Here is a 22,424-nt window from a genome sequence, read left to right as displayed (position 1 = left end):
GATATATATAAAATAAAGTATGTAAGAATACCCGGATGAGCGCCGCAAGAGATATCTCGCTTAAAGGAAGGCGAGAAGCCGAAGGTGCAAGGGCAGCGATGCCCCAATCTCTCAGGCAAAAGGATTGCGGTGTGACGGAACCCTGGAAAAGATTTCTTTAGAGATCTACCAAAAGGGCAAGCCATATGATTGCTTATGGTGAATCCCTGGGGGGTGAAGAGGACAGGGGCCAAATGGACCGAGGGGGGATTTGGCGCATGTCCTTTTTTTATGAAGTTGTAACGAACAATCCTCGACTGAAGCACATCGCAGGATGCGTATATCTAGAAGGCTGTCCTTTAGATGTGTTGGCGATGTTGCGCGATAAGGTCCATGACGGATATAGGCTTATCTCCCATCCTCTGACGGGAAATATCCCTCCGGAGAAAAGGCTTTATTTAACTGTGCTTCTGGCCAGTTTCACATCTGACGATGATTTCGTCGATCAGGAATCTCTCAATTTAATTGAAAGAGCCCTCGAAATTTACGAAAGGGCAGATCGTAATCATATCGATTTGGATCCAAGTTCGATAGAGGATATGCAGTTCCTCGACGAACAGCTCATGATGCCGGTGTTTTATCAATATGGAATCTTATCAAATCGGGAGGTGCACTGAAATTGATCGAATTGAACAAGGATAATTTTGAAAGCGAAGTTTTACAAAGCGATCTTCCCGTCGTGGTGGATCTTTGGGGGCCCAAATGCGGACCTTGTCTTGCCCTGATGCCTCAGGTAGAGGAGCTTTCCTCTCAATATGAAGGCAAAGTAAAGTTCTGTAAACTAAACGTAGCTGAAAATCGTCGCTTGGTGATCAGTTTAAAGGTCATGGGAGTTCCTACCTTTCTTTTCTATAAAGGAGGGGAGTTAAAGGACAGGATAAGCGGAGAAGAGGTCACTATAGAAGCTATTAAGGAGCGAATGGAAAAGTTATTGCAGTAGCATTTCGTTTTAGGCGCAGAAAGAAGGGGGTGTCTGTTGGTGAGGTTGGAATTGCATAAAGTTAAGATCGAGGATGTGCAATGGGGCGATGCCACCGAGGTCGAAAATAACGTCCTTTACATCAACCGCGAAGAAATTACAGATATGCTGCTAGAGGATGATCGCTTTGAGTCCGTAGAGGTGGATTTAGCTCGTCCAGGAGAAAGGGTTCGCATTGTCCCGGTCAAAGACGTGATAGAGCCCAGGTGCAAGATCGAGGGCGAAGGCGACGTCTTTCCGGGTTTCATCGGCGATGTCGAGGGTAATGTAGGAAGGGGCAAGACATTAGTGTTGTCAGGTGCGGCAGTTGTGACCTGTGGCAAGATAGTCGGTTTCCAGGAAGGGATTATAGATATGTCGGGCCCCGGTGCCGATTACACGCCCTTCTCCAAGACCAACAACGTGGTCTTGGTCTTTACGCCCAAGGAAGGTATTGAAAGGCACGATTATGAGGCGGCATGTCGCGTGGCCGGACTCAAGGTCGCGCACTTTTTGGCGGTGAATGCGAAGGGAACGTCGCCCGACGAAGTATCGCTTTACGAATTAGGGGAGATAACGAAAAGGCCCAAGGAGCTCGAGGGTTTGCCTAGGGTAGCATATCTTTACATGTTGCAGTCCCAGGGTCTTCTTCACGATACCTACGTATATGGAGTCGACGCAAAGAGGATACTTCCAACGCTAATTCATCCTAATGAGGTCTTCGATGGGGCTATCGTGTCGGGCAACTGCGTATCCGCCTGCGATAAGAACAGTACCTATGTCCATCAAAATAATCCTGTAATAGAAGCCCTCTACAAGAGGCATGGCAGAGACATTGATTTCGTAGGTTGCATAATTACCAACGAGAACGTGACGCTCGAAGATAAGAAGAGAAGCTCTTCCTATGCGGTCAAGCTTGCCAAGATGCTTGGAGTTGACGGGTTGATAATTACGGAAGAAGGTTTTGGAAATCCCGATACGGACTTGATTATGAACTGCAGAAAGGCGGAGCGTGCGGGTATAAAGACGGTGCTCATTACCGACGAATATGCCGGAAGGGACGGAGCCAGCCAATCCCTCGCCGACGCGGCCCCTGAAGCGAACGCTGTCGTAAGCGCCGGAAACGCAAACCCGACGGTCCAATTGCCACCTATGGAAAAACTGATAGGTTTTTCCGAATCAGCCAATGTCATAGCGGGAGGTTTTTCCGGAAGCTTAAAGGAAGATGGTTCCATCGAAGTTGAGTTGCAGGCAATAACGGGTGCCACCAACGAGCTTGGCTTCACCTGTTTTTCTGCTGAAACCAGATAAATAATAAAAAACAGGAGGTGTTAACCCATGGCAAAGGGGAAATTGGTCGGTAAAAAGCTGATACTCCTTGGCGAACGGGATGGAATTCCCGGTCCCGTGATGGAGGCCTGTTTAAAGGACAGCGGAGCCGATATAGTGTTTTCCGTGACCGAATGCTTCGTCTGAACGGCCGCGGGAGCCATGGACCTGCAGAATCAACAGCGCGTCAAGGACGCAGCCGAGAAATTCGGTGCTGAAAACGTCGTAGTAATACTGGGCAGCTCCGATGCAGAGGGCGCAGAAATTTACGCCGAAACCGTTGCAAACGGAGATCCGACTTACGCAGGTCCATTGGCAGGAGTCCCGTTGGGACTCGCAGTTTATCACATGTTTGAACCGGAGATAAAAGAGGAAGTGGATCCCGCTGTTTGGGAAGAGCAAATGGGAATGATGGAGATGGTTTTGGATCCTGAGGCCCTATCTCAAGCGGTAGCTAAAATGCGAGAGCAATGCAGCAAGTATACTCTCTAGGGTTGCGACGAGAGATGGGGAGGGATTATTTGTGGCTTATAGGGTAGTGCACTATATAAATCAATTTTTCGCTGGCATAGGTGGCGAGGAAAGGGCGGATTATCCGCCGGAGCTTCGCGATGGCGTGGTAGGCCCTGGGCAGGCCCTGGAGGCAGCCTTTGAAAAAGAGGCTACTATAGTGGCGACGGTAATTTGCGGTGATGGCTATTTCGCCGAACATATGGATGAGGCTATAAACAAAATTATCGAGATGCTCAAGGAATACAAACCCGATGCCCTCGTTGCGGGGCCGGCTTTTAACGCGGGACGATATGGCATGGCCTGTGGCGCCATATGCGATGCCGTCGGTAAAAGGCTTGGCATACCGGTCGTTACTGCCATGTATCGGGAAAATCCCGCTGTCGAGATTTACAAAAAGGGCATTTACATAATCGAAGCGGCAGATAGCGCCAGAGGAATGCGCGATGCCATACCTAAAATGGCCCGCCTCGTTTTGAAGCAATTGAAGGGGGAAGTTATTGGGAGCCCTAAAGAAGAGGGCTACATAGAGCGAGGCGTCAGGGTAAACGTATTCAGAGATCGAATTGGAGCCGAGAGGGCAGTCGATATGCTCGTGAAAAAGCTTCGCGGCGAGGAGTTTGTCTCAGAATATCCCATGCCATCATTCGATCGTGTGCCGCCCGCTCCTGCTATAAAAGACATAAAGAAAGCCAAAATTGCCTTTGTTACTTCAGGAGGCATAGTTCCCAAGGGCAACCCCAACAGGATAGAAGCTTCAAGCGCTACCAAGTTCGGGGAATATAGCTTAGCGGGCTTGCAGGACCTCACATCGGAAACGCACGAGACGGCTCACGGAGGTTATGATCCTACCTATGCAAACGATGATCCCGATAGGGTGTTGCCCGTGGATGTGGCAAGAGAACTGGAAAGGGAGGGCTCCTTTGGCTCGCTTCACGATAAATATTACGCGACTGTGGGCAACGGAACTCCCGTAGCCTATGCCAAGAGTTTTGGAGAGGAGATTGCCAAGAGGTTGAAAAACGATAACGTAGATGGCGTCATCCTCACGTCCACCTGAGGAACCTGTACTCGTTGCGGTGCAACGATGGTAAAGGAATTGGAGAGAGCGGGTTTACCCACCGTGCATATATGTACTATAGTTCCCATATCACAGACCGTCGGAGCGAACAGAATAGTTCCGGCCGTTGCAATTCCTCACCCCCTTGGCGATCCGACAAAGTCGCCAGAAGAAGAAAGGGCAATAAGACGCCGCCTTTTAAACAAAGCATTAAAGGCCTTACAGGCAGATATCAAGGAACAGACCGTTTTTGACGATTAACTTCTCTCCGATCAAGGGGCCAATGGGACCTTTCTTTTGGCCCCTTGATCAATTAAATTGGCGGTAATTTCGGACATAAGGAGCGTGCATGATTACATGCGAAAGGTTGCTATAAAAGAATATGCCTATTGCTTGAACCACACCCCCGAACTTGCCTATCACTATGGCAATACCCCCTTTTGGGAAAGGAAGGCCAAAGGAGAATCGGAGTTTCTGCTTTCCCTGTCAAAATCGATGCGTCCCTTTGAAGAGGCAGTAAGTTACGCCCCAAACCAAGCCTTCATCGGAGGGATTGATCCGGAGGACCTGGAGGCTCAGCCTGTTCCGTGGCATCAAAATCCGATGAGGGGNNCGACGTCTTCGACATCATCTGGCTTGAGGAAACCTTTTCGGGAAAGGTCAAGGAAAAGCTTCAAAGCCACCCCTTGATAAACCCTAACATTTTACAGCGTCTGGAAAAGGGTCATCCCATTGATGAAATAGAGAGGGAAATAAGAGAGAATGAGGCGTTACCGTTATATTACGATGGCAAAACAGTTGGTTGCTGTAGAAAAGCCCATGAATTTGACGAATGTCTGTCCTCCTATGTACTGCTCGAGAACATAGCCTGCAAAGCCGGGGGAGTATTGGCTTTGCTTCATCTACTGAAACGTGCGGGCATGAAACCTGAAGAAGTCGATTTCATCATAGAGTGTTCCGAAGAAGCTGCGGGAGACATGAACCAGAGGGGAGGGGGCAATTTCGCCAAATCAGTAGGTGAAATTGCCGGCTGTATAAATGCAAGCGGGTGTGACGTAAGGGGCTTTTGCGCCGGGCCTGCCTACGCTCTTATCAACGCAGCGGGACAGGTGGCATCCGGTATCAGGAAAAACGTAGTGGTATTAGCCGGAGGAGCCATTCCGAAGCTTTATATGAACGCACGGGATCATGTGAAAAAAAATATCCCGGCACTGGAGGATGTCTTGGGTAATTTTGCAGTATTGCTCACTCCCGAAGATGGGATCTCTCCCGTAATAAGGCTCGATGCAATCGGGAAACATTCCGTGGGGGCCGGGGCCTCTCCCCAAGCCATAACCGAGGCTCTTGTTTACGAGCCGTTAAAGCGGATCGGGCTTGGCATTGCCGATGTGGATAAATATGCGGCAGAGCTGCAAAACCCCGAGATAACGCTGCCGGCAGGAGCGGGGAATGTCCCCGAGGCCAACTTCAAGATGATCGCAGCCCTTGCCGTAATGAAGAAGGAGCTCGAAAGAGCCGATATGGCTGATTTTATAAAGGAACGCGGAATGCCCGGCTTTGCACCAACGCAAGGACATGTACCCTCCGGCGTGCCTTTTATAGGGCATGCTTGTGAGAAGATAAAGAAGGGAACGATGAAGAGGTCGATGATAATAGGAAAGGGAAGCCTCTTTTTGGCACGTTTGACGAACCTATCTGATGGAGCTTCCTTTATCATAGAATCGCCTTCGCCTCTTGCCGGTGAGGAAAAGACCGTAAGCAAAGAAGCGATAAAGGAGATCATTTTGGAAGTGCTTGCCGATCTCGCCGGTTCGCTTAAAGGTTCTGCCAAAGAGTAAGGCTTAAGAGGTGAAATGTTGTGAGTGATGTCAATTTGAAAAAGTTAATCGGCGAAGCATTGATTGAAATTGTAGATGCGGCCAAAGGCGGAGGCAAGTTTGTGCCTATCGGCCTGATGAGCAGCGGAAGCGAGCTTGGTTCCGAAGAGATGGCTTTGGGAGGCAGGCTTGCCCAGCAACAATATCCTTTTATAAAAGTGGTTATGATAGGCCCTCGTGTCAAAGGTTTCGACGATCTCGAATGGATTGAGACCGACGATTGCGAGGCCGACATCCAAAATGCAATGGAAAAGGCTTTGAAAGAAGGTAGCATAAAAGGCGCCGTTGCCCTCCATTATCCTTTCCCTTTGGGCGTCGCTACCGTTGGAATGATACACGCGCCTGCCAAGGGGAAGCCCCTCATAATATCCACTTCTACGGGGACTTCTTCCGCTAATAGAGTCGAAGCCATGGTGTTGAATGCAGTATATGGCATAGCAGTTGCCAAAGCCAGGGGAATCAAGAAGCCGAAAGTTGGCATTTTAAACGTGGATGGGGCGCAAATGGTTTACAGATCTCTCAGGAAATTGGCGGAGGGCGGTTACGATATTACCTTTGGAAACAGCGTAAGGAGTGACGGAGGGCCTATTTTAAGAGGGAACGATTTGATAGCCGGTTCCGTGGATGTATGCGTTACCGATACATTGACGGGGAATGTCCTGGTCAAGATATTTAGCGCCTACAACACGGGCGGGAATTACGAAGCTTTAGGTTGGGGGTACGGGCCGTCCGTGGGAGAGGGGTGGGGCTATGTCGTCTCCATCATTTCCAGGGCTTCCGGGGCTCACGTTATCGCAAATGCCATCTACTTTACGGCTGAAGTGTCCTTAGCTGGCCTGCCGTCGCTTGTGAGGAGTGAACTTGAGAGGGCTAGAAATGCAGGCCTTGAAAGCATTCTCGCCCAGCTGGAAAGCAAGGGGGAGGGCGGGAAATCGGAGGTGGAGCCGCCCAAACCGGAGCCGACAGACGAAGAAATCCACGGTATAGATGTTTTGACGATAGAAGATGCGGTAAAAACTCTTTGGGCGTCAGGAATATATGCCGAATCGGCCATGGGATGCACTGGCCCAGTCGTAAAAGTTCCTTCACGCTTTCTCGACAAGGCTAAGGAAGTTTTGGCCGAGGGCGGCTACATTTAATCGCGATAGAAACAAAGTTGTCGCTTTAGGTTAAAACAAAAAGCGTTCTTCGCAATCCGAAGAGCGCTTTTTTGTTTTCTCTAACTTAAAGGAGTAGTATAATATTGGTAATTACAAAAAATTTCGCAATGTTTCATCTTCATATCCCATATTGCAACGTCAACATATAAAGCCTACAGTATGACACAATTACACTCTTCTTCGTTAGTTAAATGAAAGGTTAATTGATATTGCAAAAGCAGTAAAATATTATTTAATTCGATAGGAGGTGATGTCTATCGGGAAAAGGCATGGGTATGCTTTCGTTTTTGTCTTTTAATCATATTTTTGAGGAGGGACAGTGAGAGCATGGATCTTTTGTTGAAAATTAACGGTGTGGTAAACGGGATAGTATGGGGTCCGTGGATGTGTGTTTTCTTGGTTGGTACCGGTGTTTATTTGACTATTATATTGGGTTTACCACAGATACGTTACTTTGCCCTCTCGTTTAAGAATGTATTTGCAAAGAACGCACGCAAGGGCTATGGTGCAGAAGGCACTATATCTCCCTTTGCAGCCTTGGCTACAGCTCTTGCGGGGACTGTTGGATCTGGGAACATTGCGGGAGCTGCAACGGCCATCCATTTAGGTGGGCCAGGTGCAGCTTTTTGGATGTGGGTAAGCGCATTATTTGGAATGACAACTAAAATGGTCGAGATTACTTTAGCAACTCGCTTTAGGGAAAAGGATGAAGCGGGCAATTGGCGCGGAGGAACAATGTACGTTTTGAGAGCGGCTACGGGTCAGAAGTGGCTGGCATGGCTATTTGCCCTATTTGCGGCATTGGCAGCCTTCGGAATTGGTAACATGACACAGGCCAACTCTACTGCTGAGGCAGTAAATTTAGGCTTTGGCGTGCCTCATATATATACTGGGATAGCGCTTGCCTTTTTGACGGCCCTGGTTGTCATAGGTGGCTTAAAAAGCATAGCTAATGCAACAACCATTCTAATTCCTTTTATGTCATTGTTGTATTTTGTTGGTGGCATGGTATTGTTAATAACGAACATTGATAAGCTCCCTGCTGCTTTTGGATCAGTATTCTATTACGCCTTTCATGATCCTATGGCAATGCCCGGGGCTGTGGCCGGATGGTCGCTAAGGCAAGCGCTGGTGAAAGGTACCGCTAGAGGCATTTTTTCAAACGAAGCAGGCCTTGGTTCGGCTCCAATGGTTCACTGCACGGCCATAACGGATCATCCCGTTCGCCAGGGCACCATGGGTATTTTTGAAGTATTTTTGGATACTATAATTATATGCACAATAACCGTTATAGGCATTATTGCAACCGGAACCCTCACTGGTCGACCGGAACTTACGGGCTCTCAATTGACTTTAACTGCTTTTAGTACCGTTTGGGGCAATACAGGTGTAATATTTGTGTCTATTTCCCTCGCCCTTTTTGCTTACTCGACTGTGCTTGCATGGTACTGGTACGGTGAGACCGGTGCGACCTATATACTGGGAATAAAGGTGATTCCCTACTATAAGGCACTTTGGATCATCTGTATCATTCTTGGTGCTTGGGGTGGAAGTGAGTTTTTGCGGAACATATGGGACTTTGCCGATACGCTAAATGGTTTAATGGCCATACCCAACCTCATCGCTCTGTGGTGGGTATCGGGAGAGGTTCGCCGTCTGGTCAAGGATTTTGATGCTAAAAGGGCTAGGGGAGAATTGATGTAAGTCTTTGGCGTAAAGGAGGAGGGGTGTATCCCTCCTCCTTGAATTATGGGAGGTGTTTCCCGTTGAATTTAAGGCCAACAAGGTACGAAGTGTACCTCGAAAATTTGCGCCATAACTTCGATAAGATAAAAAGTTTTGTCGGCCCCCGCGTCCAGGTAATGTCAGTAGTTAAGGCCAATGGGTACGGAATGGGCATAGTCCCTATTGCCAAAGCCCTGGAAGAAGCGGGATGTCAGAGATTTGCCGTTGCTACGCCTGACGAAGCGGTAGCTTTGAGAGAAGCCGGAATAGAAGAGCCCCTTTTGGTGCTAGGACCTTCGCCCATTGAAGCGGCGGGCTACTACGTCGACCACGATGTTGCGGCGGCGCTGACAGATATGGATTTTGCATGTGCCGCAAGTCGGGTTGCAGAGGAAAAGGGTAAAGTGGCCCAACTTCACGTCAAGATAGACACTGGCATGGGAAGAATTGGTTTTTTGCCTGAAGAGCTGCCTCATATTTTGCCAAAGTTAAAGGGGCTGTCCTGTATTGATATAGAGGGTGTTTTTACCCACTTTGCCACTGCCGATGAGTCCAACCTGGAATATAGCCGTTGGCAGTTTCGGAGATTTATGAAAGCGCTGGATATACTTGCCGATTTCGGTATAAAAGTTAGATTACGTCATGTATGCAATAGCGCCGGCATCTTAAATCTTCCGGAATATCACCTTGATGCAGTTAGGCCGGGGTTGATCCTCTATGGCATGTGGCCATCAGATAGCTGCAGAAAGCCCTTTGACCTGAAAAAAGTTTTTCAAATAAAGACAGAAGTAGCTGCCCTTAGAACGCTGCCTCTCGGAAGCGGAGTCGGTTACGGACTGCGATACATGACCAGAGGCGAAGAAAAGATAGCCGTTTTACCAGTAGGGTATCATGACGGCTACCCTCGCGTCCTTTCCATGAGGGCATCCGTTTTGATCAAGGGAATACGCGCTCCCATCGTAGGAAATATATGCATGGACCAAATGATGGTAAACGTTACCCATATCCCCGATGTTAAGGTGAAAGACGAAGCGGTTCTTATAGGGGCTCAGGGAGATGAAGTGGTAACGCCCGAAGAGATAGCCAAAATAATTGGCACGATAAATTATGAGGTCCCAAATCTCTTTACGCCAAGAGTACCACGTGTATATTTGTGAGAAAATATAGTATAATGAATATTAAAGTGCTAGTTTTAATTATCTCAATTTAAGGGAGGCATGTATAGATGAGGATAGGTTGCCCAAAGGAGGTAAAGGACAACGAATTTAGGGTAGGGCTCATTCCTGCGGCGGTCAAAGCATATGTAGATGCCGGACATGAGGTGTTAGTCGAAAGGGGTGCCGGCATTGGATCCAGCATAACAGACGAGGAGTACAAAGCTGCAGGAGCCAAGATACTGGATTCGGCCAAAGAGGTTTGGGCTGCCTCTGATATGATCGTAAAAGTCAAAGAGCCGCTTCCTCAGGAATACGATCTTATGCAGGAGAATCAGTTGATCTATACATATTTTCATTTTGCAGCTGATGAAGAGCTTACCAAAGCCTGTCTCAAAAAGAAGATAGTTGCTGTTGCTTATGAAACGGTTCAGGAAGCCGACGGATCGCTGCCCCTGTTGAAGCCAATGAGCACGATTGCCGGTCGCATGGCCTGTCTTATGGGCGCATATTATCTTGGCAAGCCTCACGGGGGCATGGGGCTGCTTCCTACGGGGGTTCCTGGCGTTGCTCCGGCAAACATATTAGTGATCGGTGGTGGCAGCGTGGGTAGCAATGCAGCCAGAGTTGGAGCAGGACTGGGAGCAAGGGTAACCATACTTGACGTAAACCCGAACGTTCTCGAACATTTGACGCAGATTATGCCCCCTAATGTTTTTCCCGTATTCAGTGACAGCCACACCTTGGAAGCCGGCTTAAAAGAGGCGGATATAGTCGTGGGTGCCGTTTTGATACCCGGCGCCAAGGCGCCCAAACTGGTTCGCAGGGAGCACCTTAAAATCATGAAACCTGGTTCTGTGATCGTCGATGTTGCCATCGACCAAGGGGGATGCACCGAAACGTCAAAACCAACCACGCATTCGGACCCGGTTTATGTTGTCGATGGTGTCGTGCACTATTGTGTCGCGAACATGCCGGGCGCCTATGCCAGAACCGCGACATATGCCCTCAACAACAGCACGATACGATATGGTTTACAGCTTGCAAACAAAGGACCTGAGCGTGCCTGCAGGGAAAACAATGCCCTTCTCAAGGGATTGAACATGTATAAGGGCATCATAACCTACAAGCCTGTGGCAGAGGCCTTTGGGATGGAAGATCTGTACAAACCTACCGAAGAAGTACTTTAAAAAAATTTCTTTAAAATCTGATCTATAAATAAAGCGGAAGTCGAAAACTTCCGCTTTATTTTTTGTGCACGATTAGTCATCTTCGTCAGGAGCAACGATGCAGTTGCAATAAGTTCGGGTAGCTGGTATAAGGTATGCGTTAAGTGAAACTTAATAATTTCTTGTTTATCGGAGGTAACCAAATGAGGGACACACTTCTTGCATTAGCGCATTTTCCTAAAGATAAATTAGACAAAGTCGATACAGAGGCCTTTCTCATCGCTGCAAAAAAGTGTCGTGGTTGGGTCCTGACGATGACCACGGCGGCCAATAGCGGTCACCCGGGCGGCTCCATGTCGAGCATGGAGATGTATCTGGTGACCTATGCCATTTCGAACCTCAGAAGAGAAAAGGTAGAGGAAACAGATAGAGATTATGTCGTGATTAGTCATGGCCATACGGCACCGGCAGCCTATTCTGCTCTTGCCTATCTGGGCTTTTTCGATCCTTTGGAACTTTTGGGCAACTTTCGCAGGACCGGCAGTCCCTTTCAAGGTCATGTGGAAAGATCTGTCCCCGGCATAGACTGGGGAAGCGGGAATTTAGGCCAGGGCCTTGCGGCAGGAGTCGGCTACGCTTTAGCTCAGAAAAAGAGAAGAGGGGAAGGACACATCTTCGTACTGATGGGCGATGGCGAGCAGACGAAGGGGCAGGTATCCGAGGCTCGCAGGATAGCGGCAAAGGAGGGTTTAGACAACGTAACGGCCCTGGTAGATTTCAATCACATTCAAATTAGCGGTTTCGTTGAGGATGTTATGCCCGTTCAATACAAAAGACTTTGGGAAATCGACGGTTGGCAGGTTTACGAGTGCGATGGGCACGATCCATCTGATATCTATAGCGCTTTGAAAAAAGCTTACGAGGACGATGGGCCAAGCGTCGTCTTCTGCAATACGGTGATGGGCAAGGGTGTATCCTTTATGGAGGGGATTCCCGATTATCATGGCAAAGCACTTAATAAAGAACAATATCTTAGGGCCATGGAAGAGCTGGGGGAGGATCCATCGATTTTGGAAGAGGCCTTAAGGGCGCGAAGAGGCCCCTTGCCGGAAGGTCGAAGGGTTTCTGTTAGTGCTCCTCCCATACGAACAGGACATCCCTTTACTTATTCCCGGGAGACCAAGACGGATAACAGGAGTGCCTTTGGAAAGGCTTTGGCGAATATTGGCGAACTTAATTACAAAGAGGGTTCTTCTTCGACACCAATACTTGTCTTCGACTGCGACCTGGCCTCATCTGTGAAAGTGGACGAATTTGCAAATAAGTGTCCCCAATGGTTCGTGGAAACCGGCATTCAAGAACATGCCACTGCAACGGTTTCCGGAGCGGCCTCTTGCGGGGGTGTCATTGCCCTTTGGGCTGACTTCGGGGTCTTTGGTCTTACCGAAGTATATAATCAACAGCGCTTGAACGACATCAATAAAACTAATTTGAAGCTCTTTTTGACGCATGTGGGTTTGGATGTTGGTGAAGACGGGATGACTCATCAATGCATAGATTATTGCGGGTTGTTGCGCAACCTTTTCGGATGGAAGCTGACAGTCCCCATCGATCCGAATCAGACCGACAGGATAACGAGGTGGGCTCTTTCCGAAGCGGGGAACATATGCGTTGCCATGGGCAGGAGCAAAGTACCCATCCTTACCAGGGAAGGGGAGGACACTCCCTTTTATGGAGAGAACTATGTCTTCAGATATGGCGCCATAGACCTGATAAGGGATGGTCGTCACGCATCCGTTTTTGCTATGGGGCATATGGTATATAGAGCGGTTCAGGCCAGAGAATTGCTCGAGAAGCATGGTCTTTCCCTGAGGGTTTATGGGGTTTCCTGCCCGTTGTCGATAGACGAAAAGGCTATTGAGGAAGCGGCTGAATTGGGACCCATATTCACATTCGAAGACCATCACGCAGAGACAGGATTAGGCCGGGAAATCGTCTCTAAGGTGCAGAGCTTGGGGCTGCACTGCAGGGTTAAGCCCTTGGGCGTTTGGCGATACGGCGATTCCGGACCATTTGACGAAGTCTTTGAAGCCATGGGCTTGTCCTCGAAAGCCTTGGCCGAGTGTGTCCTCAAAGAGCTTGAAAAGTAATGCTGTTTTTTGGCAGGTGTGACGCCGATGATCGATAGCGGAAGTCTAGTTTTTCTTTCCTCTGCCGAAAAGAAGGACACATTTTTGATTTCCCTTGAAGAGGGGGGAAAGCTTGAAACGCGATTGGGCGTTATCTTACACGAGGACGTTATGCGAGCCGGTTTTGGGGGCAGGGTCAGATCGCACAACGGAAATCTCTTCTACATTACCAAACCCTCATTGGGGGAGTATTTGCGAAGGATAAAGCGCAGCACCCAGATAGTTTTCCCCAAGGAAGCGGGCTATATATTGCTTCAGCTGGATGTAAAGCCGGGTGCAAGAGTCTTGGAGTGCGGGACAGGTTCGGGAGGGATGACCACTGTCTTCGCACATTTCGTCGGGGACGAAGGTCGAGTCTACTCCTACGACGAGCGTGGTGAATTTGTTGAGCTGGCACGCCGAAACTGTAAGAGATGGAAAGTTGACCACAGGGTAGAATTCAAGACAAGAAACATATCGGAAGGTTTTGATGAAGTCAATGTGGATGCCCTTTTCCTGGATTTACCCGATCCATGGAATTATCTTAACCAGGCAAGAAACGCTCTCGCCCTGGGTCGCAGGATGGGGGCTTTACTTCCCACCTTCAACCAAATAGAGAGGTTTTTGAGGGCTTTGCAAGAAAAGGGTTTCATCGATGTCGAAGTAATCGAGATATTTCACAGGAACCTTAAGACTGATCCAAACAGGATAAGGCCGGAAGATCGAATGATAGGACATACGGGGTATCTCATTTTTGCGACATCTGTGACTGATTTCGATGGCGGTGTCTAATGAAATGAGAATTTTGTTGCAACTTTGCTGTGCCCCAGACGGCACCGTACCTCTGGACATATTGCTTTGCGAAGGCAATGAGGTTATTTGTTTCTTTTACGGACATAACATACACCCCCAAGAGGAGTACGAAAGACGTCTTTGCGCCGCAAGGCAATTGGCCGAATTTTTTCGTGTTACCCTAGTAGCTCCACCCTACGACCCGAATCGTTGGCTGTGGGGTACCAGAAGTCTGGCGAAAGAGCCCGAAGGCGGCAGAAGGTGTCTGTTGTGTTACGGTTTACAGATCGAGGCTGCCGTATTTTTGGCTAAAGACTTGAAGTGCGATGCCTGTGCCACGACCCTTACGATAAGCCCCCATAAGGATCCCGAGTTGATCAATGCAATTGGGAGGAGCATGTCTCTAAGGGTGGGCCTTCAATGGATAGATCGCATTTGGAGGAAGGGCGGAGGGTTCGTCGAATCCGTCGCAAAAAGTAAAGAAATGGGATTATACAGACAACGTTATTGCGGTTGCGTATATAGCATATAGCATCGGGAGGTGAGTGTGCGTTGACCAAAGGCTTTTCAATATCGGTAGGAAAGGTCCCTCCTCATTTACTGCAACCCCTTTTGAAAGGTTTGCGGGGATTACATAGAGATGAGGTGCTGGTAGGACCTCAAATTGGCGAGGACGCGGCGGTCGTAGGGTGGCCTGCCGGCGCTTTTTTGATGGCCACCTCCGATCCAATAGTCGGTGCCGTGAAGGGGGCTGGCAATCTGTTGGTGAACGTAAATGCCAACGATATAGCCTCCAAGGGCGGTGATCCGGCTTATATGTTGGTTGTTTTAATTTTGCCCGCTACAATGACTTTAGACGATGCAACTTCTCTTATGAAAGAAGTAAACGAAGAGGCAAAAAAAATTGGAGTAGCCGTTATAGGCGGACATACGGAGTTTTCTGATCGTTACGAACATCCCATTATGGTCGGCACCATGCTTGGTATAGGTTATAGGGTATTGAGAGCAAGCTCGATAAGGCCGGGAGATGTCCTGCTCTTAACAAAACACGTTGGCTTGGAGGGAATGACGATCCTGGCAAACGACAGGGAGGATTTGCTTACCGACCTCCTTTCTCCGTCCGAGATTGAAGAAGCGAAGGGATGGGTTTCAATGCTGTCGGTCCTTCCTGAGGCGAGGTTGTTGAGGGATCTTGCGGCTTTTATGCACGATCCTACCGAGGGGGGAGTCATGGGCGGAATATCGGAAATAGTTTCGTTGACCTCTCTCAAGGTAAAGTTGAATACTGATGCCTTCCCGTTGCACCCCATTACAAAAAAGGTATCCCTTGCCTTGGGTTTTGATCCCCTCTATTTGATTTCCTCGGGGGTGCTTTTGGCCGTCCTTTCGCCCGATAAAGTCGAAATAGCAGAGGAGCGCTTGAGGAAGGCCGGAATTTGTTGCTCTGTAGTGGGATCTTTTGAGTACGAGGGCTTGGGTGCCCACGATTTTATGGCGAAGGAAGAGCTCTGGCGAATGTTAAGTCTTTGAATAGATACTATAGATATTTGCCGTAAAATTGTCCGATGGCTTTAGTGTCTCCGTTAGTTTATAATATTTACAAGCTTCATTTTTATATAAGGAGGGAAAATCATGAAATACGTTTGTACGGTTTGCGGTTATGTTTACGATCCAGCCCAGGGCGATCCGGATTCGGGAATTTCTCCTGGTACTGCATTTGACGATTTGCCAGACGATTGGGTATGTCCCGTCTGTGGAGTAGGAAAGGATATGTTCGAACCGGCGGAATAAAACGAATATGATGCAGATGCTGTTTATTCTATCAGTTTGAAAAATATTCGCTTGACATATCGGGAAAAAGGTATTATAAAGACCAACAATAACAATATCGAAGATCTTTGCGATGAGGGGGAAGAGTAGTCCGTTTCGACGAACTCCAGAGAGGAAGTCCAAGGGTGAAAGACTTCCGTTCGTGGGCGGGTGAAGACCACCCCCGAGCGGCCATCGAAGCCGATGCTCGTCGGATAAGGTGGCGGGGTCCGCCCCTTAAAGCGGAGAGAGATCCGAAAGGTGTCTTTCGGAAATTGGAGTGGAACCGCGAGAGCCCTCCTCTCGCCTCCAAGCGGAGGCTTGAGGGGGGTTTGATAATTTTACGGGAGGATGGAGAGTCCACATGGTTTGCTTATTGAAAAGATATGCCGAGTTTTTTCCCCTTACCCCAAATACGCCCCTTCTATCCATAGGAGAGGGAGATACGCCCCTGGTCGAGCTTTGTAATTTGGGAGCGAAACTAGAAATAGAGCTTTACGCTAAATTTGAAGGATTAAATCCCACGGGCTCTTTTAAGGATCGGGGCATGGTGTTGGCCGTTTCCAAGGCGGTAGAAGAGGGCTCGTCGGGCATCATATGTGCTTCGACAGGCAATACCTCGGCGTCGGCAGCGGCATATGCGGCCAAGGCGGGGATAAAATGCCACGTGATCCTTCCTTCCGGCAAAGTGGCAAAAGGCAAGCTCGCCCAGGCGTTGATATATGGTGCCAACGTTTTGGCCTTGCGGGGAAATTTCGATGTAGCCCTCGAGATGGTCCGCAAGATTGCCGATAATTTGGGCTTAAAGATAGTCAACTCCGTAAATCCCTACAGATTGTGGGGACAAAGAAGCGGCGCCTGGGAAGTTTGCGATGAAATCGGTGCCCCCGACTGGTGCGTCTTGCCCGTCGGCAATGCGGGCAACATCACTGCCTACTGGACGGGTTTCTTTCAGTATATGAAAAAAGGTTTGATCGGATCGATACCGAAAATGGTGGGCATACAAGCCCAGGGAGCTGCTCCCCTTGTGAAGGGCTTTCCCGTTCCCGAACCTGAGACAATAGCGACGGCGATACGGATCGGCAATCCCGTCAATGCAAAAAAAGCTTTAGCTGCCGCTAGAAACAGCAACGGTATGTTTTTATCCGTTTCAGACGAGGAGATCTTAAATGCCCAGAAAGAGCTTGCCCGGAAAGAGGGTATTTTTGCCGAGCCTGCATCTTGTGCCACGCTGGCCGGTCTTTATAAATTGAAAAAAGAGGGAAAATTGCCCAAGAACATCAGGGTTGTCATGGTTTTGACGGGCAATGGCCTGAAAGATCCTCAAATTGTAGATCGAGTAACGTCCTCGCCCAGAGAGATAGAGGCAAAATATGATGTTTTAAGGGAGGCGATCCTTTCGTGTTGACCGTCATAGTGCCGGCGTCAAGTGCAAACATAGGGTCGGGCTTCGACTCCTTCGGCGTTGCCCTGTCTTTGTATAATAAATATCAATTGTTTGGATTATTGCCGCCGAAAAGATATGACATAGATACTGTTGGAGAAGGCGGAAAGGGGCTGGCATCGCCCGAGAGCAATCTGCTGATCAGGTCTTACGAAGCTGCCATGAAGAGATTCGATGTTCCTCTTGTCGGGCTTAAGCTCAGATCTTATAACGCTATTCCCCTCGCAAGGGGGCTTGGAAGCTCTGCCTCAGCGGTGGTGGGAGGCGTCATGTTGGCGAATGTAATAGGCAAGATCAATTTGCCAAAAGAGAAACTCCTTCCCATCATGGTTGAGCTGGAGGGGCATCCCGACAATGTTGTTCCCTCCTGTATTGGCGGTTTCGTGATAAGCTCTTGGGATGGTAAAGATGTGAAATTCGTGCAATTACCGCCCTTCAGGGAGAAGGTAAAAGTGGTCGTAGCTGTGCCCGATGTGACGGTGGACACCAAGCAGGCCCGAGAGGTGTTGCCCCAGAACGTCTCCCTTCAGGATGCCGTATTCAACTTGAGCAGGGCTGCCCTCTTTGCAGCTTCATGGATGACGGGAAAATTGGAAAACTTGCCATGGGCTATGGAGGACAAGCTTCACCAGCCCTATAGGGCCAAGCTTTTTCCGGGAGGAGATGAGATACTGGAACGCGTCAAATCCGCTCCGGGATGCCTTGGCGCCGCCATAAGCGGCTCCGGTCCGAGTGTCTTGGCCTTTGTTAGGGGAAATCCTACGCGAACGGCGAAGGAAATGTGCTCCGTCTTCACAGAGAAGGGCTTGAGATCTCGCTTTTTCGTTTTGGATGTCGATCAGGAGGGAGCCAGGATCAAAACCTCTGAAACGAACATCTCTATGGAGGCAGATAAATGTCCTGCCCTTTCGTAGTGTTGAAATTTGGCGGAAGTTCCCTGGCCACCGTCGACAGGATCCGTAATGTGGCGGTTCGAGTTAAAAACGACTACTTGGATCAAGGCTTTAAGGTCGCGGTTGTCGTTTCGGCCATGGGCAAGACAACGGATGGGTTAATAGATCTCGCCCAAAGAACTTCCAATGTCTTAAACGGCAGGGAATTGGATCAGCTTCTCGTCACGGGCGAACAGCAGAGCGCTGCATTGTTGGCGATGGCCATAGAGGAGCTTGGCTTCAGGGTAAAGTCCTTCAATGGCGCTCAAGCCGGTATCTCGGCGACGGGCTACCATATGGAAGGCAGGATTGCTGACGTAAATCCTGAGAGGGTGCTTTCCTGGCTGGAAGGAGAGGGAGATGTAGCGGTCGTAACGGGCTTTCAGGGGATTAACGAAGCCGGAGATTTTGTGACCTTGGGAAGGGGCGGTTCAGATCTGTCTGCTGTGGCTTTGGCAGTTGCCCTGGAGAGCAGCTTTTGCCATATATATACAGATGTTGACGGGGTTTACACGGCGGATCCGAAAATTGTTTCAACTGCCAGGAAATTAACGAACGTTTCCTACGAGGAGTGCATAGAAATGGCAGCCCTCGGCGCGAAGGTCCTTCAGGCAAGAAGCGTTGAATTCGCGTCTTTATACGACATGCCCATTTATGTGAGTTCCAGCATATTGGAAGGGGAGGGAACGTGGGTGAAAGAAAAAACAATTAAGGAAGGTCTTGCTATAAAAGCTGTTGTTCATGATAAAAATATTGCTAAAATAGCTGTGCTGGGAGTTCCCGACGTCCCCGGAATAGCTGCTGGTTTGTTCAGCAAACTGGCAGATAGGGGAGTCGGAGTGGAGATGATAATACAAAGCGTTATGCGGGGAGACGTTAACGATATCGCTTTTCTGGTCAAGGAGACGCTCTTGGGAGAGGCCATCGAAGTATGCGGAGATTATGCCCGCGAGATCGATGCTCAGGGGGTTACCTACGATGCTGAGGTTGGAAGGGTGTCCATAGTCGGGGTAGGGTTATCCGTTCATCCGGAAATACCTGCCGAGATGTTTTCGGTTTTATCCGGGGAGGGCATTAATATAGATATGATTTCATCCACTTCCAACTCGATAACCTGTGTAATTTCTTCGTCGATGATTGATAGGGCTGTATCTGCTTTGCACAGACATTTCTTGGAAGGAGAAAAGTAAAATGAGGATAGCAATTTTGGGAGCAACAGGTCTGGTAGGACAAGAGATGATAAAGACTCTGGAGGACAGAAATTTTCCGGTTACGGAATTTATACCGCTGGCCTCCAGCAAGTCGGCCGGCAGGGTCGTCGAGTTTCGCGGAAACCAATTTGAGGTAAAAGAAGTGTCACAGGATGTTTTTGAAGGAGTGGAAATAGCGCTTTTTTCGGCCGGAGCCGATGCATCCAAAAAGTGGGCTCCCATAGCCGTTTCTAAGGGTGCCGTTGTGATAGACAACAGCTCCGCATGGAGAATGGATCCCGGGGTTCCTCTCATTGTCCCTGAGGTAAATCCCCAAGACATAAGGCAGCACAGAGGAATAATAGCCAATCCTAACTGTGCCACCATCCAAGCTCTTGTAGCCCTGGCTCCTCTTCACAGGAGGTTTCGTCTTGAGTATTTTTCGGCCGTTACTTTTCAATCGGTATCGGGGACAGGAAAGGAAGCCCTGGCAGAGCTCGACGATAGCATCTCTTCAATTTTGAAGGGAAACACCTTTGAACCCCATGTTTATCCTTTACCCATAGGATTTAACGTCTTGCCTCACATTGGAGATATAGACGAGACGGGCGTTTCCGAAGAAGAGTGGAAAATGTTGAACGAGTCAAGAAAGATATTGCACCATCATAGATTGCAGGTTAGTTGTACTACAGTGAGGGTGCCCGTAAGGCGTGGACATTCCGAGGCCATCGTGGCACAATTTGAGGATCAGGTGACGCTCGAGGAGGCATACGCCTTGCTCTCCGATGCTTCCGGCGTTGTGGTAATGTCGGAAAATAAATACATAACTCCCTTGCAGGCTGCGGAAAGCGATTTTGTCTATGTAGGTCGTTTGAGGTATGATATGGGATTGCCCAGGGCCTTGTCCATGTGGGTCGTATCCGATAATTTAAGAAAGGGAGCAGCGTTAAACGCGGTGCAGATAGCCGAACTTCTTATCTCCGATTTGGAGGCTTTAAAATAAAGACATGTCCTAGGAGGAGCAAAATGAGGGCGAACAAGGCTTTAGGCCTTCTTGTGATTTTTCTTTCCTTAATGCTCTTTTCCGATCCTCATCTTTGTTTGGGAGAGGAAAAGGGGGCTACAACGGAAATTATATTGCTTTCCGACGAGCTTTATTACGATCCCGGCACGGGCAAGGTGACTGCCAAGGGAAACGTGGAAGTTACCAGAGAAGACCTGATAGTAAAGGCTCCCTTTGCAGAAGGGTTTATAAATACAGAGGAATTCAGGTTTTGGGACCAGGTCGTCGCTTCTTGGCCTTCTCAAGAGGCGACATTGACCTGCATTGAGCTGCAGATAAGCAAAACCGAGGGGGGGACTTTGTTGCGCTCTGTCGGCAACAGCCATCTGGTGCGCGGCAAGGAAGACGACATACGCTCAAATGAGCTTGAATGGCTGCAGGGTGAGAAGATTTATTACAGCGCTACGGGAGATGTCGATGCCCAATTCGGTGAAATGACCATAGTGGCGGAAAAGGTGGTAAGAGAAGGGGAGAATTTCAAGGCTGATAAGGTCCGCCGCTTTGTCGACAGGGGGCGCGGCCTTCGCGTGAGTGCCCTTGAGGTTACGGGGAAAATAAAGGACGAGATGATAGAGGAACTGCTAGCGAGCGGAAGCGTAGTGATAGACCACGAACCCAAAGAGGGAGAAAAGACTCACATAACAGGTCAAAGGGCCCGCTATATAAAAAGTAAAGGGGTTTTAGAGGTTACAGGCGATGCCAGAGCAGTCCAGGAGGGAAGGACTATAGAGGCGGAAAATATAATTTATCACGTGGACGACAAGCACATAGAGGCCTTGGGCAGGCCTAAAGTTACAGTGGAAGTCAAGGAGGAATAAGCCTGATATGGCCGACTTGCTTTCTGTTGTTAAATTAGAAAAATCCTTCAAACAGAGAAAGGTGGTATCGGGCGTTTCCTTTCAGGTCAGAAGAGGAGAGATAGTCGGTCTCCTGGGGCCGAACGGAGCTGGCAAGACTACTTCCTTTTACATGATCGTCGGCTTGCTTTATCCCGATGGAGGGGAAGTTTATCTCGATGATGTTGAGATTACATCTCTTCCCATGCATAACCGTGCCAGGTTGGGTTTGGGCTATTTGCCCCAGGAACCCTCGGTCTTCAGATCTTTGACAGTTGAAGAAAACCTCCGCCTGGTGTTGGAGGAGCAGGGTTTAGGGGTGGAAGAAGTCGAAGAAAGGGTATCCCGTCTCACAAAAGAATTTGGTCTGGAAAAGATCGTAGATGTGAGGGGACAATCTTTAAGCGGTGGCGAGAGAAGAAGGGTGGAAATTGCCAGGACGTTGGCAATAGAGCCGGATTTTTTGATGCTTGACGAGCCCTTCAGCGGTATCGATCCCATTGCCGTTTATGATATTCAACAGCTCATCGTGGGTTTGAGGCGAAGAGGATATGGGATAATCCTCACGGATCATAATGTCCGCGAGACACTGGCCATTACCGACAGGACCTGTTTGATTCACGAAGGACAAATTCTGGTAGAAGGCCCTCCTGATATGGTGGCAAGGAGCGACATAGCAAGAAAATACTATCTTGGAGAGCGATTTAGCTGGTAAGAAAGGGTATTTCGTCGTACTTGGACCTGAGGATGATTTTGGCAACTTGTTTTGCAGCTTTGCGTAGCGGAGCGGAAAGTTCGGTGGAGAAGCCTAAGGTTTTCGGTTGTATTCCTATCGTAGTTACTAGACAGCTCAAGTCATAGTAATTTAGCAAAGATAAAATGGATATTCCATGAGTCGTTTCGGAGGGCCCCATCGACTCATCGAGGGGAATCCTTCGTATGCATCCAGGAGGCAAGTTCATCTGTGCTGCGTCGACGATGACTAGATGTTTCGGTTTCTTTCTTTTCAGCAGTGGGGCGAAGTTCTCGGGGACGCTTTCGCATATTACGATTTCAAAGCCCTGAGGAGACAGCCTTTTTAGCATCTTGGCGACATAAATACCGACACCGTCATCTCCCAATATGCTGTTTCCAATTCCCCAAACATGAGTCTTTGTCTTCACAGAAACCACCATCACCAAAAGATTTGGGCAAAGTTAGGAGGATAAG

The 22,424-nt window shown here is 48.9% G+C and carries 21 protein-coding genes, 1 pseudogene, 1 riboswitch and 1 other annotated feature; of the genes and pseudogenes, 21 read left to right on the top strand and 1 reads right to left on the bottom strand.

The window, feature by feature from the left end:
• Window positions 1-35 precede the first annotated feature (35 nt).
• Window positions 36-137, top strand: a riboswitch (glycine riboswitch).
• Between the two features lie 120 nt (window positions 138-257).
• From B3N34_RS06195 to lptB, 21 genes and pseudogenes are all read left to right on the top strand, one after another.
• Window positions 258-656, top strand: coding sequence for a GrdX family protein (locus B3N34_RS06195; protein ID WP_286975845.1), 399 nt, complete (start codon window positions 258-260; stop codon window positions 654-656).
• A 2-nt stretch (window positions 657-658) separates the two neighbouring features.
• Complete coding sequence (locus tag B3N34_RS06190; protein ID WP_091459711.1) at window positions 659-979, top strand: thioredoxin family protein; 321 nt, start codon at window positions 659-661, stop codon at window positions 977-979.
• Window positions 980-1,018: 39 nt separating this feature from the next.
• On the top strand, window positions 1,019-2,308 hold the full coding sequence (locus tag B3N34_RS06185) for a glycine/sarcosine/betaine reductase component B subunit (RefSeq protein ID WP_213697265.1): 1,290 nt from the start codon (window positions 1,019-1,021) through the stop codon (window positions 2,306-2,308).
• A gap of 27 nt (window positions 2,309-2,335) precedes the next feature.
• A complete protein-coding gene (gene grdA, locus B3N34_RS06180) occupies window positions 2,336-2,818 on the top strand; it encodes a glycine/sarcosine/betaine reductase complex selenoprotein A (protein WP_213697266.1) in 483 nt (160 codons plus the stop codon).
• Window positions 2,819-2,849: 31 nt separating this feature from the next.
• Complete coding sequence (gene grdB, locus B3N34_RS06175) at window positions 2,850-4,157, top strand: glycine reductase complex selenoprotein B (protein WP_286975840.1); 1,308 nt, start codon at window positions 2,850-2,852, stop codon at window positions 4,155-4,157.
• Between the two features lie 96 nt (window positions 4,158-4,253).
• Window positions 4,254-5,734, top strand: a pseudogene (gene grdC / locus B3N34_RS06170) (glycine/sarcosine/betaine reductase complex component C subunit beta).
• A 20-nt stretch (window positions 5,735-5,754) separates the two neighbouring features.
• Complete coding sequence (grdD, locus tag B3N34_RS06165) at window positions 5,755-6,912, top strand: glycine/sarcosine/betaine reductase complex component C subunit alpha (protein WP_286975838.1); 1,158 nt, start codon at window positions 5,755-5,757, stop codon at window positions 6,910-6,912.
• A gap of 348 nt (window positions 6,913-7,260) precedes the next feature.
• Window positions 7,261-8,637: an alanine/glycine:cation symporter family protein gene (locus B3N34_RS06160; protein ID WP_286975837.1), complete on the top strand. Its 1,377-nt coding sequence runs from the start codon at window positions 7,261-7,263 to the stop codon at window positions 8,635-8,637.
• A gap of 62 nt (window positions 8,638-8,699) precedes the next feature.
• Window positions 8,700-9,815 (top strand): alanine racemase, encoded by a 1,116-nt coding sequence (alr, locus tag B3N34_RS06155; protein ID WP_286975834.1) that lies wholly within the window; start codon window positions 8,700-8,702, stop codon window positions 9,813-9,815.
• A gap of 68 nt (window positions 9,816-9,883) precedes the next feature.
• A complete protein-coding gene (ald, locus tag B3N34_RS06150; protein ID WP_091459720.1) occupies window positions 9,884-11,002 on the top strand; it encodes an alanine dehydrogenase in 1,119 nt (372 codons plus the stop codon).
• A 182-nt stretch (window positions 11,003-11,184) separates the two neighbouring features.
• On the top strand, window positions 11,185-13,131 hold the full coding sequence (locus tag B3N34_RS06145) for a transketolase (RefSeq protein ID WP_286975831.1): 1,947 nt from the start codon (window positions 11,185-11,187) through the stop codon (window positions 13,129-13,131).
• Between the two features lie 27 nt (window positions 13,132-13,158).
• Window positions 13,159-13,941 (top strand): tRNA (adenine-N1)-methyltransferase, encoded by a 783-nt coding sequence (locus tag B3N34_RS06140; RefSeq protein WP_213697273.1) that lies wholly within the window; start codon window positions 13,159-13,161, stop codon window positions 13,939-13,941.
• A 4-nt stretch (window positions 13,942-13,945) separates the two neighbouring features.
• Window positions 13,946-14,473 carry an epoxyqueuosine reductase QueH gene (locus B3N34_RS06135; protein WP_286975830.1) on the top strand — a complete coding sequence of 176 codons (528 nt, stop codon included), beginning with the start codon at window positions 13,946-13,948 and terminating at the stop codon, window positions 14,471-14,473.
• Between the two features lie 20 nt (window positions 14,474-14,493).
• Entirely contained in the window at window positions 14,494-15,471 is a 978-nt protein-coding gene (locus B3N34_RS06130) for an AIR synthase-related protein (RefSeq protein WP_286975827.1), read from the top strand.
• Between the two features lie 99 nt (window positions 15,472-15,570).
• On the top strand, window positions 15,571-15,732 hold the full coding sequence (gene rd / locus B3N34_RS06125) for a rubredoxin (protein ID WP_091459727.1): 162 nt from the start codon (window positions 15,571-15,573) through the stop codon (window positions 15,730-15,732).
• A gap of 103 nt (window positions 15,733-15,835) precedes the next feature.
• Window positions 15,836-16,064 (top strand) — a binding site (T-box leader).
• Between the two features lie 50 nt (window positions 16,065-16,114).
• Window positions 16,115-17,158: a threonine synthase gene (gene thrC, locus B3N34_RS06120; protein ID WP_286975824.1), complete on the top strand. Its 1,044-nt coding sequence runs from the start codon at window positions 16,115-16,117 to the stop codon at window positions 17,156-17,158.
• The gene (thrB, locus tag B3N34_RS06115) at window positions 17,152-18,108 is read left to right on the top strand and encodes a homoserine kinase (RefSeq protein WP_286975822.1); all 957 of its coding nucleotides are present in this window, start codon (window positions 17,152-17,154) and stop codon (window positions 18,106-18,108) included. The genes thrC and thrB overlap by 7 nt, the downstream gene beginning before the upstream one ends.
• Entirely contained in the window at window positions 18,090-19,316 is a 1,227-nt protein-coding gene (locus B3N34_RS06110; protein ID WP_286975821.1) for an aspartate kinase, read from the top strand. The genes thrB and B3N34_RS06110 overlap by 19 nt, the downstream gene beginning before the upstream one ends.
• A gap of 1 nt (window position 19,317) precedes the next feature.
• Entirely contained in the window at window positions 19,318-20,319 is a 1,002-nt protein-coding gene (locus B3N34_RS06105; protein ID WP_286975818.1) for an aspartate-semialdehyde dehydrogenase, read from the top strand.
• A gap of 23 nt (window positions 20,320-20,342) precedes the next feature.
• Window positions 20,343-21,197: an LptA/OstA family protein gene (locus B3N34_RS06100; protein WP_286975815.1), complete on the top strand. Its 855-nt coding sequence runs from the start codon at window positions 20,343-20,345 to the stop codon at window positions 21,195-21,197.
• A 7-nt stretch (window positions 21,198-21,204) separates the two neighbouring features.
• Complete coding sequence (gene lptB, locus B3N34_RS06095; RefSeq protein ID WP_213697281.1) at window positions 21,205-21,930, top strand: LPS export ABC transporter ATP-binding protein; 726 nt, start codon at window positions 21,205-21,207, stop codon at window positions 21,928-21,930.
• On the opposite strand, the gene B3N34_RS06090 is transcribed toward lptB, so the two are convergent.
• Window positions 21,920-22,378, bottom strand: a complete 459-nt coding sequence (locus tag B3N34_RS06090; protein ID WP_286975810.1) for a hydrogenase maturation protease — start codon at window positions 22,376-22,378, stop codon at window positions 21,920-21,922. The two genes, lptB and B3N34_RS06090, sit on opposite strands and share 11 nt — an antisense overlap.
• Between the last annotated feature and the right edge of the window lie 46 nt (window positions 22,379-22,424).

Origin of the sequence: Acetomicrobium sp. UBA5826 (assembly GCF_002433005.1) — a bacterium.
GTDB lineage: Bacteria > Synergistota > Synergistia > Synergistales > Acetomicrobiaceae > Acetomicrobium.
This window is presented reverse-complemented; position numbering and strand designations above follow the sequence as displayed.